The 17,358-nt window shown below is 71.4% G+C and carries 16 protein-coding genes and 1 pseudogene; 9 read left to right on the top strand and 8 right to left on the bottom strand.

What is annotated here, in order from left to right:
• Nucleotide 1 precedes the first annotated feature (1 nt).
• The 7 genes and pseudogenes from AB0J66_RS31195 (at nucleotide 2) to AB0J66_RS31225 (ending at nucleotide 7,106) form a co-directional block, all read left to right on the top strand.
• A complete protein-coding gene (locus AB0J66_RS31195) occupies nucleotides 2-922 on the top strand; it encodes a sugar ABC transporter permease (RefSeq protein ID WP_364668273.1) in 921 nt (306 codons plus the stop codon).
• Nucleotides 919-1,719, top strand: coding sequence for a carbohydrate ABC transporter permease (locus tag AB0J66_RS31200; RefSeq protein ID WP_364668166.1), 801 nt, complete (start codon nucleotides 919-921; stop codon nucleotides 1,717-1,719). Before AB0J66_RS31195 ends, AB0J66_RS31200 begins: the two co-directional genes overlap by 4 nt.
• Complete coding sequence (locus AB0J66_RS31205; RefSeq protein ID WP_364668169.1) at nucleotides 1,716-2,705, top strand: zinc-dependent alcohol dehydrogenase family protein; 990 nt, start codon at nucleotides 1,716-1,718, stop codon at nucleotides 2,703-2,705. The genes AB0J66_RS31200 and AB0J66_RS31205 overlap by 4 nt, the downstream gene beginning before the upstream one ends.
• Nucleotides 2,706-2,798: 93 nt before the next feature.
• The gene (locus AB0J66_RS31210) at nucleotides 2,799-4,385 is read left to right on the top strand and encodes an APC family permease (RefSeq protein WP_364668172.1); all 1,587 of its coding nucleotides are present in this window, start codon (nucleotides 2,799-2,801) and stop codon (nucleotides 4,383-4,385) included.
• A gap of 50 nt (nucleotides 4,386-4,435) precedes the next feature.
• Nucleotides 4,436-4,717, top strand: a pseudogene (locus AB0J66_RS31215) (WXG100 family type VII secretion target); the annotation flags it as partial.
• 56 nt (nucleotides 4,718-4,773) lie between these two features.
• A complete protein-coding gene (locus AB0J66_RS31220; RefSeq protein WP_364668175.1) occupies nucleotides 4,774-5,079 on the top strand; it encodes a hypothetical protein in 306 nt (101 codons plus the stop codon).
• A 101-nt stretch (nucleotides 5,080-5,180) separates the two neighbouring features.
• The gene (locus AB0J66_RS31225) at nucleotides 5,181-7,106 is read left to right on the top strand and encodes a hypothetical protein (protein ID WP_364668178.1); all 1,926 of its coding nucleotides are present in this window, start codon (nucleotides 5,181-5,183) and stop codon (nucleotides 7,104-7,106) included.
• A gap of 24 nt (nucleotides 7,107-7,130) precedes the next feature.
• On the opposite strand, the gene AB0J66_RS31230 is transcribed toward AB0J66_RS31225, so the two are convergent.
• Together AB0J66_RS31230 and AB0J66_RS31235 are read right to left on the bottom strand one after the other, a co-directional pair.
• Nucleotides 7,131-7,373: a winged helix-turn-helix domain-containing protein gene (locus AB0J66_RS31230; RefSeq protein WP_364668181.1), complete on the bottom strand. Its 243-nt coding sequence runs from the start codon at nucleotides 7,371-7,373 to the stop codon at nucleotides 7,131-7,133.
• 106 nt (nucleotides 7,374-7,479) lie between these two features.
• On the bottom strand, nucleotides 7,480-8,760 hold the full coding sequence (locus AB0J66_RS31235) for an NAD(P)/FAD-dependent oxidoreductase (RefSeq protein WP_364668183.1): 1,281 nt from the start codon (nucleotides 8,758-8,760) through the stop codon (nucleotides 7,480-7,482).
• Nucleotides 8,761-9,073: 313 nt separating this feature from the next.
• On the opposite strand from AB0J66_RS31235, the gene AB0J66_RS31240 reads away from it, so the two are divergent.
• Nucleotides 9,074-9,595 carry a SigE family RNA polymerase sigma factor gene (locus tag AB0J66_RS31240; RefSeq protein WP_364668186.1) on the top strand — a complete coding sequence of 174 codons (522 nt, stop codon included), beginning with the start codon at nucleotides 9,074-9,076 and terminating at the stop codon, nucleotides 9,593-9,595.
• The gene (locus AB0J66_RS31245) at nucleotides 9,592-10,776 is read left to right on the top strand and encodes a hypothetical protein (RefSeq protein WP_364668189.1); all 1,185 of its coding nucleotides are present in this window, start codon (nucleotides 9,592-9,594) and stop codon (nucleotides 10,774-10,776) included. The genes AB0J66_RS31240 and AB0J66_RS31245 overlap by 4 nt, the downstream gene beginning before the upstream one ends.
• Here AB0J66_RS31245 and AB0J66_RS31250 read toward each other — a convergent pair.
• The 6 genes from AB0J66_RS31250 to AB0J66_RS31275 all read right to left on the bottom strand — a co-directional run bounded on the left by AB0J66_RS31250 (nucleotide 10,773) and on the right by AB0J66_RS31275 (nucleotide 17,358).
• Nucleotides 10,773-11,417 (bottom strand): tetratricopeptide repeat protein, encoded by a 645-nt coding sequence (locus AB0J66_RS31250; RefSeq protein WP_364668192.1) that lies wholly within the window; start codon nucleotides 11,415-11,417, stop codon nucleotides 10,773-10,775. The two genes, AB0J66_RS31245 and AB0J66_RS31250, sit on opposite strands and share 4 nt — an antisense overlap.
• A gap of 19 nt (nucleotides 11,418-11,436) precedes the next feature.
• On the bottom strand, nucleotides 11,437-12,675 hold the full coding sequence (locus AB0J66_RS31255) for a tetratricopeptide repeat protein (protein WP_364668194.1): 1,239 nt from the start codon (nucleotides 12,673-12,675) through the stop codon (nucleotides 11,437-11,439).
• Complete coding sequence (locus AB0J66_RS31260) at nucleotides 12,672-13,616, bottom strand: cyclase family protein (RefSeq protein ID WP_364668197.1); 945 nt, start codon at nucleotides 13,614-13,616, stop codon at nucleotides 12,672-12,674. The genes AB0J66_RS31255 and AB0J66_RS31260 overlap by 4 nt, the downstream gene beginning before the upstream one ends.
• Nucleotides 13,617-13,626: 10 nt before the next feature.
• Nucleotides 13,627-14,214 carry a TMEM165/GDT1 family protein gene (locus tag AB0J66_RS31265; RefSeq protein WP_364668200.1) on the bottom strand — a complete coding sequence of 196 codons (588 nt, stop codon included), beginning with the start codon at nucleotides 14,212-14,214 and terminating at the stop codon, nucleotides 13,627-13,629.
• A gap of 228 nt (nucleotides 14,215-14,442) precedes the next feature.
• A complete protein-coding gene (locus AB0J66_RS31270) occupies nucleotides 14,443-16,038 on the bottom strand; it encodes an alpha/beta hydrolase (protein ID WP_364668203.1) in 1,596 nt (531 codons plus the stop codon).
• A 90-nt stretch (nucleotides 16,039-16,128) separates the two neighbouring features.
• On the bottom strand, nucleotides 16,129-17,358 hold the full coding sequence (locus tag AB0J66_RS31275) for an MFS transporter (RefSeq protein ID WP_364668206.1): 1,230 nt from the start codon (nucleotides 17,356-17,358) through the stop codon (nucleotides 16,129-16,131).

A 17,358-nucleotide genomic window follows, 5' to 3' on the forward strand; every position in this document is an offset into this window, starting at 1 on the left:
CATGGTTGCCCGGCCGGACGCGCGGACCCAGCCGCCCGTCCGGCCCACCAAGGGCGGAGCCAAGGACCGCTGGGTGCGCCGGGCCCCGCTGCTGCCCGCGCTGATCTTCGCGATCGTGATCACCCAGATCCCGTTCCTCTATACGCTCTACCTCTCCACGCTGAGCTGGAATGCGTTGCGGCCGGGGGACAAGCCGTTCGTCGGGCTGGACAACTACGCCACCGTGCTGACCGACACCCGGCTGCGGTCGGCGCTGGTCAACACGGTGCTGCTCACCGCGGGGGCGGTGATCTTCTCGATGATCCTGGGCCTGCTGCTGGCCCTGCTCCTGGATCGCAAGTTCCTGGGACGGTCGGTCGTACGGACATTGCTGATCACGCCGTTCCTGGTGATGCCGATCGCCGCCGCCCTGCTCTGGAAGCACGCGATCTTCAACCCGGCCTACGGCCTGATCAACGGCATCTTCGGCGGCTCGACCGACTGGATCTCGTCGTACCCCAAGGGCGCGGTCATCGCCACGCTGGTCTGGCAGTGGACGCCGTTCATGATGCTGATCCTGCTGGCCGGCCTGCAGTCGCAGTCGACCGAGGTGATCGAGGCGGCCCGGGTCGACGGGGCCAACGCGTGGCAGATCTTCCGCCGGATGACCCTGCCCCACCTGCGGCAGTACCTGGAGCTGGGCGCGCTGCTGGGCTCGATCTACCTGGTCAACACCTTCGACGCGATCTTCAGCATCACCCAGGGTGGTCCCGGAACGGCCACGACCAACCTGCCGTACGAGATCTATCTGACGACCTTCCGCAAGTTCGAGTACGGCGAGGCGTCGGCGGCCGGCGTCATCGTGGTGATCCTGACGATCATCGTCGCCACCTTCGCCCTGCGGGTCATCTCCAGCCTCTTCAAGATGGAGGAGAGTCGATGAAACGGCTATGGGGCGTGGTCGCCTGGATCGCCGGGATCGTCTTCGTCTTCCCGGTCATCTGGATGGTGCTGACCAGCTTCAAGCAGGAGCAGGACGCCGCCAGCAATCCGCCGAGCTGGGTCTTCACCCCCACCCTGGCCCAGTACGAGCAGGTCTTCGACCGCAACATCACGCCGTTCCTGCTCAACTCGCTGATGGCGAGCCTCTTCTCGACGCTGTTCGTGATCGCGCTCGCCACCCCGGCCGCCTATGCCCTGTCGCTGCGCCCGGTGGCAAAGTGGACGGATACGCTGTTCTTCTTCATCAGCACCAAGATGATGCCCGCCGTGGCCGCGCTGCTGCCGCTCTACTTGCTGGTCAAGCACCTCGGCATGTTGGACAACATCTGGACCATGGTCGTCCTCTACACCTCGATGAACCTGCCGCTCGCGGTCTGGATGATGCGGTCCTTCCTGCTGGAGGTGCCGCGCGAGGTGCTCGAGGCCGGCGAGGTGGACGGCGCCGGGCTGCTCACCTCCATCCGCAAGATCATTCTGCCGATCGTCTCGCCCGGCCTGGCGGCGACGGCGCTGATCTGCTTCATCTTCGCCTGGAACGAGTTCTTCCTGGCGGTGAACCTGACCGCGACCAACGCCGGCACCGCGCCGATCTTCCTGGTCGGGTTCATCTCCTCCGAGGGGCTGTTCCTGGCCCGGCTCTGCGCTGCGGCGACGCTGGTCTCGCTGCCGGTGCTGATCGCCGGCTGGGTGGCGCAGAACAAGTTGGTCCGTGGCCTGTCGATGGGAGCCGTCAAGTGAAAGCAGCCGTCGTCCTCACGCCCGGGACGATCTCGGTGGAAGAGGTCCCGGATCCGACCCCGGGACCCACCGAGGTGGTGGTGAAGCCGGCCGCGGTCGGCATCTGCGGCACCGACCTGCACATCATGGACGGAGAGTTCGCCCCCGCCTTCCCGATCGTCCCCGGTCACGAGTTCGCCGGTGAGATCGTCGCGGTCGGCGCCGCGGTCACCGGCTACGCCGTCGGTGATCAGGTGGCCGTCGACCCGTCGCTGTACTGCGGATACTGCTACTACTGCAAACGGGCACGGGGCAACCAGTGCGAGAACTGGGCTGCGATCGGGGTGACGGTCAGCGGCGGCGCCGCCGAGTACGTGGCCGCCCCGATGGCCAACCTTTTCAAGCTTCCCCCGCACCTGGCCGCGCGCGACGCCGCCCTGATCGAGCCCCTCTCGTGCGCGGTCCGCGGTTTCGACGTGCTGCCACGGACGATGGCCAGCTCCTACCTCATCTACGGCTCGGGAACCATGGGGCTGATGATGCTTTCCCTCGCGCTGCGGGCGGGAGCCGAGTCGGTTTCCGTGGTGGACCTGAACCCGGCCCGGTTGGAGACGGCCCGGCTGCTCGGCTGCTCGGCCGCCGTCACCTCGGCCGACGAGATCGACGCGCCGCGGGGTTTCGATGTGGTGATCGACTGCACCGGGGTGGAGGCGGCCATCCGCGACGGCCTGGGCCGGGTCGGCCGCGGCGGCACCTTCCTCCAGTTCGGCGTGGCGAACTATGACGCGCGGGTGGCGATCGAGCCGTACGAGATCTATCGCCGGGAGATCACCATCACCGGGTCGATGGCCGTGCTGCACAGCTTCGACCGGGCCGGGGAGATGCTCGCCGCGGGCGTCCTCGACCCGTCGATCTTCGTGAGTCACCGGTTCCCGCTCGGCTCGTACGCCGCCGCTTTGGACCAGTTTCGGGCGGGTGTGGGCCGCAAGATTCTCATAGAACCCTAGGTCAGAAGCGGTTCGTGCCAACCTCTTCCACGGTTGGTGAGTGAACCGCTACGGCCAGTTGTCAATCGGCGGGCTTCAGGATCAAATAGGTCCGTGGGTACGCCCGAGGACTCGCAGCACACCCTCGCCCCCGGCCGCGTCGGCGCGGCCGCCGTAGCCTTCTTCGCGCTCGCCGCGACCGCGCCGATCGTCGTCCTCGTCCACGTCGTGCCCACCGCCTACGCCGCCGGCGGTGGGCCGCTCGTCCCGCTGAGCTTCCTCGCCGCCGGGATCGTCCTGATCCTCTTCTCGGCCGGTTACGCGGCCATGGCCCACCGCGCGCCGTTCGCCGGTGCGATGTACACCTACGTCGCGAAGGGCCTGGGCCGGCCGGGCGGGGTCGCCGCAGCCTGGCTCGCGCCGGTGTCCTACCAGGTCATCCAGCTCGGTCTGTACGGCCTGACCGGCGCGGCGGCGGCGCCGTTGCTGCGCGCCTGGTTCGATGTGACGGCCGAGTGGTGGATGGTCGCGGCCGCCTGCTGGCTGATCGTGGCGCTCGCCGGCACCATCCGCGTCGAGATCGGCAGCGGCATCGTCGCGCTGCTGGTGCTCGTGGAGATCGCGGTGGTGACCGGGTTCGCCGCCGCCAACGCGATCGACCCGTCGGACGGGGCGATCGCGCCGGCGACCATCCTCCCGCCCGACGTGGACATGTCGGCGCTGGGCCTGCTGCTGTCGGCCGGCATTCTGGGCTTCATCGGATTCGAGACGTCCGGGGCCTACGCCGAGGAGGCGATCCTGCCCCGTCGCGATGCCGGGCGGGCCGCCTACGGTGTCGTGATCGCGGTGTCGCTGCTGCTGGCCGGCGGGTCCTGGTCGCTGGCCACCGCCGCCGGGCCGAGCCGGATCGCGGCCCTGGCCCGGGAGCGGGGCGACGGGCTGCTGTTCGACCTCGCCGCCGCGCGGCTCGCGCCGTGGGCGGTCACGCTTGGGCGGCTCATGCTGCTCACCGGGCTCCTCGCGGCCATGCTGGCGCTGCACCACACCATCGCGCGCTACCTGTTCGCGCTCGGCCGTGAACGCGTACTGCCGGCCGGGCTGGGCCGCACCTCGCCGCGCACCTGGGCCCCCCGCAACGCGTCCCTCGTGCAGTCGCTCGTCGCGGGTGTGGCGCTGCTGACGGCGTTCGTACTCGGGGTCTCCGACGTCGTGGCCCTGGGCCGCCGGCTGATCGTCGTGGGCGGTCTGGGGGTGCTCGTTCTGCTGCTGGCCACGTCGCTGGCCGCGCTGCTGCATCTCAACCAGGTGCCGAACGGGGAGGGCCTGTGGACCCGCTTCGCCGCACCCGTCCTGTCGATCGTGGCCCTCGGTGTGCTCGGCTACCTGGCGCTGCGTGACGTGGGAACGCTGCTCGCGGTCCCCGGCTCGTCCCCGGTGCGGTGGATCGTGCCGGCCGGGATCGCGGGCGTCGCCGTCCTCGGCGTCCTGCACGCCCTGATCCTGCGACGGATCCATCCGGTCGTCTACGCGGGCATCGGTCAGGGCGGCGTGCCGGTGGTGGTGACGCCGCCCGCGTTGCCCCGCCCCCGGCCCGCCCCGGAACGCCCCGAAGCCCAGGCCACGGAGCACTCCGAGCCGGGTCCCGAGGATCACAGCCCGCGGGAACCGGGTGCGCACCGGCCGGAGCGGGTGAACCGCTGATGAGCGCGCCGGGTCCGCTGCGAGAGCTGCGACGGATCCGTGCGCTGGGAATGGACCCGGCCACCGGCCGGTACCGCCCCAACGAATCGGAGACCGCCCTGCGCATCGAGACCGAGCTCGGCGTGCGGCTGACCCGGGCCGAGCCCGGCTGCCGGGCCGACTGGTTCGACCAGAACGGCCTCTCCTACGACGCGGTGGGACCGTTCGCGGCCCATCGGTTCGACCAGCAATGGGCGCGATTCTCCCTGCAGATCGTGCTGCACCTGAAAAAGGCCGACCTCGTTCCGGTGGACGTCTCACGCTTCACCCCGGAACAGGTGGCCCGAGTGGAACGATTCGTCGCGGAGCGCCGATTGGCTCCGCGTGTCTTCATCCTGGGGCGGCGGCAATGGCGGCTCTCATCATGGTCCGGCCGGGCATGGACTGGCAGTCGACGGGCGGCCTGTTCGAATGGACGCTGGAATTCCTCATTCCGAGGATCGGCGACCCGAAGACGGCTGACTGGCTCCGTATGGTGGTCACGGAGAATCTCGGCAGTCTCTGGATCCCCGACCTCCCCGAGGAGGGCCAACGGGAGATCTACGCCCTGCTGCGCTCGGGCCTGGTCGCCGCGGCCCAGCAGGAGCTACCGGACACGCCGGCCAAACGGGATGCTTTAGCCCAACTGCGGGATCTGGTCGCGCTCACCTATTAGGACTCCCCTCGCGATGATCTATCGCTTACGATGTGCCGGCTGCGCTCACGGGGAGTCCGAATTTCATGCCAAAACTGCGTGCTGTCCTTATTTCTGCCGTTGTGGGGGCGACCGCTCTGGTCGCGGTCGGCACCTCGCTCGGCACCGCTTCGGCCGAACCCGTCGGGTCCCTCCCGATCGAGGGTGTGAGTGACGTGCTGGTCGATCCGGGCCACCAGCGCGTCCTGGTCAGCGACGCGAAGACCGGTCGCCTGGTCGCCACGAACTACGGCTCCGAGGTCGTGAAGACCCGGGCCGGCCTCGAGGGCATCGGCGACCTCGAGCTCTCGGCCGACGGCCGGACCGTCTACGCCGCGGTGCCCGGCGAGCACGCGATCCTGGCCCTGGACGCCACCACCCTCTCCGAGACGACCCGCTACCCGGTCGGCGCCACCGCCTACCCCCGGACGCTGGCCCGGGTCGGCACCACGCTCTTCTTCGGGTGGGACAAGGATCCCGCCGTTACCCCGCTCGGCGTCTTCGGTTCACTCGACCTGGGCACCGGCGCCATCCAGTCGAATCTCTTCACGACTCCCGGTGGCAAGACCCACGGGGCGCCGCGTCTGCTCACCGCTCCGGGCCGGCTGGTCGTCCTCGACGCGTCCAGTGACACCACCACCGGCGGCAACGCCTGGGTCTACGACGTCTCCGGCGACACGCCGGTGATGACCGCGTCCACGACCGCTGCTCCCGGGCCCGTCGCCGAAGCCGCCCTCACCCGGGACGGCGCCAAGATGATCGGAGTCGGCGGCGCCTGCTCGACCTTCGTGGCGCCGACGTCGAATCCCGCCCAGCGCACCACGATCACCGGCGAACTCTGCGACGGCCGGGCCGTCGCGATCAGCCCCGGTAACGGCCGGGTCGCCGTCGGCCACGGCAACCAGATCACCTTCGTCACGGCGGCGGCGGACGCTCTCAACGGTTCGATTCCCATGCACCAATACACCGTGGACCGGCTCGCCTGGCAGCCCGGGGGAACGCGGCTGTTCGCCGTCACCCACTTCTCCAGCTCGTACTACCTGCACACGTTCTTCGAGCCGGTCACCACGGCGATCACCCTGAAGGCGGCCTCGACCTCGATCGCCCGCAACGGCGTGGTCCAGATCTCCGGTCGGCTCGCCGTCTCGGGTCCGCTGGGCGTGGCCCTGCCGGGCCTGTCGGTGACCCGCACCGACGCCGAGTCGCCGGCCGGCAAGGCGCTGCCGCAGGTGACTCCGTACGACCCGAACTACTACTCGTTCGAGTTCTCCGACTACCCCGCGGCCGGCGGCACGGTGACCTACACGGTGCGGTACGCCGGCAACGAGCTCGCCGCGCCGGCCACCGCCAAGATCTCGGTCACGGTCGGCAAGCTCATGCCGGTGCTCACCCTCAAGGGCGGCACGGTCGTCAACTACGGCGGGACGGCCACCGTCACCGCCCGGCTGGGCACGACCTTCAGCAACCGTACGGTCGCGATCTGGGCCGACCCGGCCGGCCCCGACCCGGCGCGGGTGCTGCGCAGCGCCAAGGTCGACGCCAGCGGCAACCTCACCGCCTCGGTCAAGCTGACCCGCACCACCGGCGTGGTGGCCAAGTTCGCCGGCGACACCCGGACGGCGGCGGTGTCGAGCCCGGTCCAGATGCTCTACACCCGGGTCGCCGTCTCGCTCGCCAACTCACGGCAGTACAAGACCGCGCCGCTGGGCGGGGTGTCGACGTCGTTCTACCGCAAGACGGTGCACCCGGTCTTCACCACAACGATGACCCCGTACCCGGGCCGCAAACAGCGCCTGCAGTTCGAGGTGCTGTGGAAGGGCAAGTGGACGGCCTCGCGCACGGTCGACGTACCCCTGACCAGCGCCGGAAAGGCGTCCTACACGCTGACCGGCGCGCATTCGGTCGGCCTGCGCTACCGGGTCCGGGCCGCCTACCTGACCGGCACCTCCGGCGACAACGTCAACTACACGACCTACGGCGCCTACCGCTACTACACCTTCACCAACTGAGCTGTATCTGGTCCGAGCGAGTGGCTACTTCGGGTTAACGAAGGTGCCTCGCTGCGGGACGGTGTGGACCAGGCCTCGAACGCGGAGCAGGTTGACTGCTCGGCGGGCTGTCGTTCTGGCCACGCCCCACTCGGCGTGCATGTCGCTCTCGGTGGGGATGCGGTCGTGTGGCTGGAGCCGGCCGGTCTTGATGTCGTCTTCGATGTAGTCGGCGATCTGGACGTAGACCGGCACGGGTCCGTCGGTGCGTACCGGTCGCCGGCTCACGATCGCCAACCTACAGGCGACCTGCGGTTGCCATTGGCGGCGTGGCCCCGTGCCTGCAAGTCGGGCACGGGGCTCGTAGGTTTCTGGACAGACGCCGTGACCGCTGTCAGGCGGCCGAGCTGTCGAGCGGGACTGCCGCGCCGCGGACCAGTCCGAGCTGGACGCCTTGACGAGGCAGGGCCGCGTCGAGGAGCCAGTCGGCGGCGACGCGGATGCGGTTGCCGGGCATCGAGATCAGGTGGTACCCGCGGGTGACGACCTTGGCCGGGAGGCCGGACAAGGGGAGGCCGATCGGGTTGGCCGCGGCGTCGAGGCCGCCCAGGTCGACGACGAAACCCAGGTCGTGGTGGCGGTACGGGCGGCGGCGGCCCGTGCCGTACGAGGCGGCGATGTTCTTGGCGGCGGCGGTGCCCTGCCGCGTCGCGTGCTGGGCGGTCATGCCGGTGATCTCGCCGGGGCGGGTCAGGTCGGGCACGGCGGCGGCGTCGCCGATCGCGTAGACGTCCGGATGGCCGGGGACGGTGAGGAACTCGTCGACCACCAGCCGGCCCTGTTTGATCGGCAGCCCGATGTCGGCCACCAGCGGGTCCGGGCGCACGCCGACACACCAGATCAGCGACTTGGTCGGCACGTACTCGCCGGTGGAGAGGTGCACGCCGTCCTCTGTGGCCTGCTTCACGCTCGTACGCAGGAGAAGCTCGACCCCCCGCGAGCGCAACACGGCGTCGGAGGCGTCGGCCAGTCGGCCGTCCAATGAGGGCAGCACCCGGTCGGCCGTGTCGAGCAGCAGCCAGCGCACCCGGCCCTGCAGCTCGGGCCGGCCCTTGACCAGCGCGTCGGTGTAGAGCACGCCCTGCGCCGCCACCTCGGTGCCGGTGTAGCCGGCCCCGACCACGACGAACGTGCAGCGCGCGTCCCGCTCGGCCGGGTCGGACGCGTTGGCCGCCATCTCGATCTGCCGGATGATGTGGTCGCGCAGGTAGAGGGCTTCGGAGATGCCGCGGAAGCCGTGCGCGTACTCGTTCACGCCGGGCACCGGCAGCAGCTTGTTGACGCTGCCGGCCGCGATGACCAGCCGGTGGTAGCCGATGGTGCCGGCGCCGCCGTCGGGGTCGCGGTAGGTGACCTTGCGGCCGTCGAAGTCGAAGCCCTCGACCTCGCCCAGCACGACCTTGACGTCGGGCAGGGCGGCGGCCAGCGAGACGGTCACCCGGCGCGGCTCGAGGATGCCGGCCGCGACCTCGGGCAGCAGCGGCAGGTAGAGGAAGTAGTCGGTCGGATTGATCACGATGATCTCGGCGCCGCCGCGGGCGAGTTTGCTCAGCGTCCGGGCGGCCGTGAAGCCGGCGAACCCGGCCCCGACGATCACGATGCGAGGGCGTGCCATGCGGGTCCTTCCGTCATGGGCGCGGCGCGCCCGCGAGCAGACCATGCCCCCTCGACGCTACCGAAAACACGCCTGATCAGGCGTGTGAGTGGCGTGACACCTCGATGCCCGTTCGGCTGATCGCGATTTGGCCCGAACAGCCGTCATCCGGATCACCGCGCGATCGCGTCCTTCTAAGCGCCGAACGGTGCCCACACGGGGAGGCACCGAGCGGTGAAGGGGAAGAGGGGAAGACGTGACGACCGGGGCCACGGTGTTGATCCGCCTCGGTACGCTCACGTCTCCCTCGTCTCCGGCGAACGGACTCTCCCGGATGGACGCCCGTGAGGCGGACTATGCGCACTTCGTCCGCACCCGCTCGCCCGCGTTGCTGCGCTCGGCCTACCTTCTGACCGGGGATCAGCATCTGGCCGAGGATCTGGTGCAGGAAGCGCTCGCCCGGACCCACCGCGCCTGGGGGCGCCTGGAGCGGCCGGAGCACGCCGAGGCGTACTGCCGGAAGGTCATGTATCACGCGCAGGTCTCCTTCTGGCGGCGGCCGAAGGTCGCCGAGGTGCTGCCGGCCGAGTTCGCGCCGGACGAGCGGCGCGGCGCCGACGACCCGGCCGAGGCCGCGGTGGAGCGGCTGCTGCTGCGCCGGGCGCTGCTCACGCTGAGCGCCAAACAGCGGGCCGTGATCGTGTTGCGTTTCTTCGAGGATCGCACCGAGGTCGAGGCGGCCCAGCTGCTCGGCGTCTCGGTCAGCACGGTGAAGACCCAGACGGCGCGCGCCCTCGACCGGCTCCGGACGGTGCTGCCCGAGGCGCGGATGTTGCGGGAGGCGGGTGGCCGATGAGCGACGCGCTGCGCGACTCCCTGCGCGATCTCGCCGATCAGGTCGAGCCGGCCGACCTGTACGACGGGGCGGTGCGCCGCTCCCGCCGGATAGCACGCCGCGAGGCTGCCGTCGGCACCGCCGCCGCTGTCGTCGTGCTGGCCGCGCTGGGCAGCGGCCTCTGGCGCCTGCCGCACGGCTCCGGCGCTTCGTCCCCCGCGGCGGCGCCCTCGCCGTCCGCCACGGCCGAGCCGTCCTGGGCCGCGAGCGTTCAGCAGCATCCACTGCCGTCGATGGCGGCCCCGAGCCGGACCACCGGGAAGACCCGCCCGCCGCATCGCGGCAACCGGCCGCAGCCCAGCGCCACGACGGCCACGCCCCTCTCCCGGATCATCACCGACCTTCCGGGGCACGCCTTCTACCGGGCCGGCGGCACGGTGGTGAAGCTGTCCCCGGCCGACGGCCGGACCCGGACGGTGCTGACCGGCACGACCTCGGCCGTCGGCATCTCGCCCGACGGCGACCACCTCGCGTACGTGGCCGACGGCGCCCTGATGGTCGGCCCGGCCGCCCCCGGCCGGCCGGCCCAGCCCGTCGCCACCGGCGTGACCGCCTCCGACCAGGCGCCGGCGTGGTCGCCGACCGGCGACCGGCTGCTGGTCACGCTGGCCGGGCCGGGCGTGCTCGACCTGGCCTCGCGTGAGATCACCCCGCTGCCCGAGGGTCTCACCGCGGGGCAGCACTTCCGCTGGTCGGGCGACGGCAACAAGCTCGTCTACGCCACCTCGGGCTGCGGCCTGGGCGTGGCCGGCAGCGAGGACCAGTCGGGCACGGCGGTGCCGGTGCTCGGTGACACGCAGGTGGCCGACAACCCGGACGGGCTGGCCGCCTGCAAGGCGACCAGCGTGGACGCCACCGGCGAGCGGGTCACCGTGCCGCTGCAGACCACCGGCGAGGACGCGGTCGGCACCGACACGGCCGACGCCGTGGTCGACACCGCCACCGGCGACCTGGTGCGGCTGCCGGTCCCGGGCTCGGTGGTCGGCGCGGTCTTCGACGCCGACGGCAACCTGCTGGTCCGCACGCGCGATGACGACGACGTCACCAAGCTGTCGCTGTTCGGGCCGGACAACACCCTGAAGGTCCAGGCCACCGAGCCCGCGTCGGTCCGGGGGTTCGACCTGATCGCCTACACCCGCTAACGGCGGCTGAACAGCCGCCAGCCCTTCTTCTTCACCGTGGTCTCGCGCTCGGCCTCGCCGTTGAGCACGGCCAGCCGGTGCTGGGCGACCGGGTTCTCCGGCTCCAGGCGCAGCGAGGTCAGCAGTGCCTGCCGGGCCTGGTCGACGTGGCCCATGGTCTCCAGGGCCACGCCGTGCGTGTAGTAGTAGTGCGCCTCGTTCGGGTCGAACCCGATCGCCGTGCGGGCGGCCTGCTCGGCGTCGGCCACGTGCCGGTCGGCCGAGAGCAGGGCCCAGGCGACCCGGTCGTGCCAGAGCGGGTTGCGCGGGTCGGCGATGACCGCCCGGTAGGCCATGGTGACCGCTTCCTCGTGCCGGCCCAGCATGGTCAGGGCGCGGCTGGCCAGGGCCAGCGACCGCGGCTCGCCGGGGTTGAGGCTGATCCCGTGGTCGGCCGCGTCGAGCGCCTCCGCGGCGTCGTCCAGGGCCAGCCGCAGCCGGGCCATCAGGATCCAGCCCTCGATGGCGGCCGGGTCGGCGGTCAGCACCGGTTTCAGGACGCTCACGGCCTGCTCGAGGTCGAGCTGCTCGAAGAGGGTGGCGGCGCGCGCCACCCCTACCTCGGTGGGCCCGCCGAAAGCACGCTGGAGGTCGGGGGTCACATGGTGATATTCGGCAGATTCAGCTCGCCGATGAGACTTTTCGCTTCCGCCGGACGATTGTCGTCAGGGCCACCGCCGCGCCGGCGTACAGTCCGAGCCCGATGGCGAGCAGCAGCAGGTCGTCACCCCCGGCCAGGCACATCGTGCCGATCACGGCGCAGCCCACCGTGATGATCCACAAGGTCGGCGAGCTGAGCCCGCGCGGCACCGGGATGCCGGCCGCCCGCACGTGCGCGTTCGAGGCCGACACGGTCAGCAGCCGGGCCGCGAACCCACCGGCCGCGGCCAGCCCGAGCAGCCACCCCATCCACGGGCGGGGCGCGGCGGTCGCGATCAGCAGCAGCCCGATGCTCACCGCGGCCAGCACGGCCGCCACGCGCTGCCGGCCGAAGGTCAAGACCGTCAGGAGGTACGCCCGCAAGGGGCGATCCAGCCGAAGGACGAAGTACGCCGCGACCCCGATCGGAGCCAGCGCGGCCGCCGCCGCGAGCAGCCGGGCCCCCGGCACCGAGAAGTCCAGCACCCGCCACCCGATGTACGCGAGCAGGGCCAGCACGATCGCCGTGTAGACCAGGAACCGCTGCAGGGCCACGTCGAGCATGAACTTGCTCGCCTGCTGACCCGGGTCGGCCCGCAGCGCCCCGGCCAGGCCGCTCGCCCCGCGGGCCAGCCGGCCCAGCGCGAACGGGTTGCGGTGCACCACGTCGAGGGTGGCCAGCTCGTGCTGGGCGACCGCGTTCTGCGGCTCCAGCGCGAGCGCGTCGCGCAGCGCCTGCCGGGCCCGGTCGGTGCGGTTGAGCTGCTTCATCACCATCGCGTAGGTGATCCGGAAGTCGGCCTCGTGCGGGTCCAGCTCGACCGCCCGGCGGGCCGCGTGCTCGGCCTCGACGGCCCGGTGGCCGGCGCCCAGCAGTGCCCACGCCACCCGGTTGTGCCGGTACGCGTTGTGCGGCTCGATCCCGGCCGCCGCCTGGGCCACCGCGACCGCCTCGCCGTGCCGCTCGAGCCCGGTCAGGGCCCGGCTCAGCGCGCTGAGCGCCTCGGCCGACTCCGGCGCGGTCCGCACGGCCCGGTGGGCCACCTCGTGGGCCAGCTCGGGCTTCTTGAGGGCCAGCTGGGCGTGCGTCATCAGCACGAGCGCACGCACGTTGTCCGGTTCGGCCGCGAGCACGGGGGCCAGCAGCTCGGCCGCGCCCGCCGCGTCGCCCCGCTGGAACTGCGCGGCGGCGCGGGCTATCGAGCCGGCGGTGTCGATCATGAAGGCTGCCAGCCCGCGGAACGCCGGTGGTCGTGCGCCTCGTAGAAGGGCACCTGGGCGTAGGCCCGGACCGGGAACGTGCCCATCCCGATGATCCGGGGCGGGGCGGCGGTGAAGCGGGCGCCGTGCGGCGGGAGGTTCTCCAGGCCGGTCAGGTGCTCGACGATCGGGATGTTCGCGGCCAGCAGCACGGTGTGGGCCGGCCGCTCCCCGGCCGCCGCCTCGGTGTTGTCGTCCAGGTTGACCGAGTCGATGCCGACCAGCGTCGCCCCCCGCTCGACCAGCAGCGCGGCCGCCTCGCCGGTCAGGTAGGGCGCGTCGGTTCCGTAATCCGGGGTGCCCCAGCCCCGGTCGCCGCCGGTGTGCAGCAGCACGGCGTGCCCGGCCACGGTCAGCGGCTCCAGGTCGTCGCTGGTCACCGCCCGGCGACCACTGCCGGCCGTACGGACCACCACCACCGGCAGGTCGGCCAGGCGCTCCAGCGGCATCCCGGCCAGATCGGTCCCGCCCTCGTAGCGGTGCCGGGGCGTGTCGAGATACGTGCCGGTCTGGCCGAGCATCTCGATCCGCTCCATGCTGAACTCGGTGCCCTCGGCGTACTGGGAGCGCGAGCCGGCCCAGGTCAGGTGCGGGGACACGACCGGGCCGGGCAGGCCCGGGTAGGTCGTCATGCCGGCCTCGATGACGTGGCCGAGCTCGACGAACCGCATCCGTCCCGGGCCGGGCTCGCCGGCCACCGGCGCCGACTCGCCGAAGACGCGTACCCCGGTGAGCTCGACCCGCTCCACGTCCCGCAGCCCGAGCGAGGAGACCAGGAGCGCCTCGATCTCGGCCGAGGTCACGTCGGGATGCGGCACGTCCACCCGCAGCCCCTCGGCCCGCAGGCCGCCGCCGGTCGTCAAGGTCACGGCGGCGGTCACTTCCGCCCGGTACTGGAGCATGGCGAGTCCCCTATCGCAGCTCGATGATCGCTTCCACGATCAACCAGATGCCGAAGATAGCGAAGAGTGCGGCCGCGCCCCACTTGATGGTCTTCTCGGGCAGATGCCGGCCGAGCATCCGGCCGACCAGGATGGCCAGCGCGTCGGCCGCCACCATGCCGATCGTCGAGCCCAGCCAGGTGCCGAACCAGCCGTGCTGGGTGGCCAGGGTGATGGTGGCCAGCATCGTCTTGTCGCCCAGCTCGGCCAGGAAGAACGCGCCCCCGACGGCGATGATGGCCGACTTGGTGGTGCGCTCGGCCTTGCTCTTCTCCTCCTCGGTCAGCTTGTCCCCGCGCAGGGTCCAGGCGCCGAAGGCGAGGAACGCGATGCCGGCGACCAGCGAGATCCAGCCGGTGGGCAGCGTCGCGCCGAGACCGTAACCGATGCCGACCGACACGGCGTGCACCACGGCCGTGGCCACCGTGATGCCGATCAGCACCGGCGCCGGCTTGAAGCGGGTGGCGAAGGTCAGCGCCATGAGCTGGGATTTGTCACCCAGCTCGGCCACGAAGATGACCGCGAAGCTGAGCGCCGTCGCGGCGAGGAAACCATCCACAGAAAGTGCTCCCGGTATGTCGGACCGGGCGGAGGCGGCTCAGGGCGACCTCGACCCGGCCGTGTCGAACAGCCATGGTCGAAGGTCTCGCTCGCCTCTTTTCGAGGCCGCGCGGCCGGATCTTGATGACAAGATCAGTATGTCGACCGCGACATTGGGAGCTACTCCCCTTCGCGATTACGAGCATAGGCCACGGCCCCCGCTTTCCCGCGGGGGCCGTGGCGCATCTCATCGCTCGCGGGTCAGTTCCAGCCTCGGGGCGTACGCGGGCGCGCGCTTGGCCGAGGGTGCGTCCGCACCCGGTGTCGGCGGCTGGATCGGCTTGCAGCGCTTGTCCGACCGCTCACCCCGTACCCGGTCGGGCAGCTCGCCCGTGGCCAGATAGTCGGCGACCGTGTCGTCGACGCACTTGTTGCCGAACAGCGAACCGGAATGCGTGGTGCCGCCGACGCCCTCGACCAGCACCGACCGGGGGAACCGCTTGCGCACCTCGAGGCTGCCGCTGAACGGCGTCGCCGCGTCGAAGGTCTCGCTGATCAGCAGGATCGGTGGCACCTGAGCGCCGGAGACCGTGACCGGGATCCCGGCCCGGGCCGGCCACGACCGGCAGGGCGCGTTGTACCAGGCGTTGCCCCACGTCTCGAACGGCGCCTTGCGGTGCACCTCCCAGTTGTCGGCGGTCCACTTGGTCCAGCTCTTCGGCCACGCGACGTCGGTGCACTGGGTGGCCAGGTAGATGGCGTACCCGTTGTCCCCGCCCTTGGTCTGCGGGTTGTTGTCGTCGTAGAGCTTCCGCAGACCCGAGGCGTCGCGCTTGTGCACCCACAGGCTGAACGAGCGGGCGATCTCGGCCCAGCCGAAGACGTAGTAACCCGCCTGCAGGAAGACGTCGGTCAGCTCGGACGGCCCGATCACCCCACCGGCCGGCTTCGCGGTCAGCTTGCGCTGCTCGGCGTCGAAGGTCCGCTGCACCTCACGCGTTGTCCGGCCCAGCCGGTAGACCTTGTCGTTCTTGGCCAGCCAGGCGAAGTAGGTCTTGATGTTCTTGTCGAAGGCCAGATCCTGGTCGAGGTTCGAGTCGTACCAGACCCGGGCCGGGTTCACGTTGCCGTCCAGCACCATCCGGCGCACCCGCTCCGGGTAGCGGGTCGCGTAGACCTGGCCCAGATACGTCCCGTACGAGAAGCCGTAGTAGTTGATCTGGCGGGCGCCCAGCGCCTCCCGCAGCCGGTCCATGTCCTGGACGGTGTCGAGCGTCTTGAGGTGGTCGAGCAGCCGGCCGCCGGCCTTGGCGCAGTCCTTGGCGTAACCCTCGGCCCGCTGCAGCCACCGCTTCTCGATCTCGGCGCCGGTCGGCACGTACGGCGGCCGGTTGTAGCCCGCGTAGTCGCTGTCGCAGCTCAGCGCCGGCTTGCTTTCACCCACACCCCGAGGGTCAAAACCGATCCAGTCGTACGCTTCGCCGGCCTTCTTCGGCACGAGGGAGCCCAGAATCGACAGCCCCCGGCCCTTGCCGCCCGGCCCGCCCGGGTTGACCAGCACGACGCCCTGGTACCTGCTCTCCGGCACCGTGTGCTTGACCCGCGAGACGGCGATCTGAACGGTCCGGCCCTGCGGCCGCTTGTAGTCCATCGGCACGGTGAGGAAGCCGCACTCGGCCTTCCGCGCCGACAGCGTGGCATCGGTACAGGCCGTCCACTTGATCGACTGAGCCGCCCGCTCGTAGCCGCCCGGCAGGTCACGTTCAGCCGCCCGCGCCCCACTCGCCATCAGCCCGGTCGCCGCCAGGGCGATGGTGCCGGCCGCCGCCAGAAGTTTTCTCATGCCTGCCTCTCGTGTCCGGTTCGCCCCATATGCTGCGGCGTGGACGGCCCCAAAGGGACCGCCCACGCCGGGGAACCACGAAAGAAGCGCTCAGACGACGGCCACGCGACGGGTGCGGAGGCGCTGGGCGAGCAGGGCCAGGGCGCCCAGGACGGCGACCACGATGCCGTAGGCGACGGCGGTGGTCTGCAGGCCGGCCGAGGTGGCGGCGAAGCCGGCGATCACGGCCGGGACGCTGAAGGCGATGTAGGCGATGACCAGGGCGACCGAGAGCAGCTTGCCGCGCTCGTGCGGGTCGGCCAGGACGGCCAGGGTGCCGAACGAGGCCAGGGCCGAGGCGCCGAAGCCGATGCCCGAGATCACGGTGCCGACGGCGGCCACGACGACCTGGTCGGCCTCGACGCCGGCGACGGCGACGACCGCGCCCACGGTCAGCAGGGTGGCGGCGATCGCCAGGACCCGCGGGGTGGGCTGGCGGCGCATGAAGTACGAGGTCACGGCGCCGGTGCCGCAGAGCAGGGTGACCACCAGGCCGCCGATCAGGTGGCTGCCGAGGTGGAAGACGCCGGCCGCCACGGACGGGCCGAGCGACAGGTAGAGGCCGCCGATGGCCCAGCTGGCCACGATGATCGGGACCAGGGCGAGCACGTCGGCGCGCATGCGGGCCGGGATGCCCAGCTTGGGGGTCATCGAGGCAGCGGCGCCGGGGCGGCGGGCCGAGGTCTCGGGGATGCGCAGCACGACCAGGCCGGCGATCACCATCGCGCCGAGCAGCAGGGCCCAGACGAAGTGGGTGGGCGCGGGCGCGTACTGCACCAGGGCGCCGGCGCCGAGCGCGCCGAGCGCGAGACCCGCGCTGGGGACGATGCCGTTGACCAGGCCGGCCCGGCCGGGGGCGTGCGGCGGGTTGAGGTCGACCAGGGCCGCGCCGAGCGTGGTCATGGCGGCGCCGGTGGCGATGCCCTGCAGGAAGCGGGCCGCGGCGAGCACGCCGACGTCACCGGCGGTCAGGAACAGGATGAGGGAGACGACCTCGAGGGCGATGGCGGCGGCCAGCACCGGTCGGCGGCCCAGGTGGTCGGAGAGGGCGCCCAGGGTGAGCAGGGCGCCGACCAGGCCGACCACGTAGATCGCGAAGACGACCGTGAGCGTGGTCGCCGAGAAATTCCAGAGGTGCTGGTAGACCACGTAGAGGGGTGAGGGCGCGGCGGAGGCGGAGGTGAAGGTCAGGAAGATCGCGGCGATCGCCGCGAAGGCCAGCGGTCGCGAGAAGTGGCGACGGCGCGTGGTGGCGGGCGGGGCTTCGGCTACGGCGGTCAT

The sequence above is a fragment of the Actinoplanes sp. NPDC049598 genome (assembly GCF_040675435.1).
Taxonomy (GTDB): domain Bacteria; phylum Actinomycetota; class Actinomycetes; order Mycobacteriales; family Micromonosporaceae; genus Actinoplanes.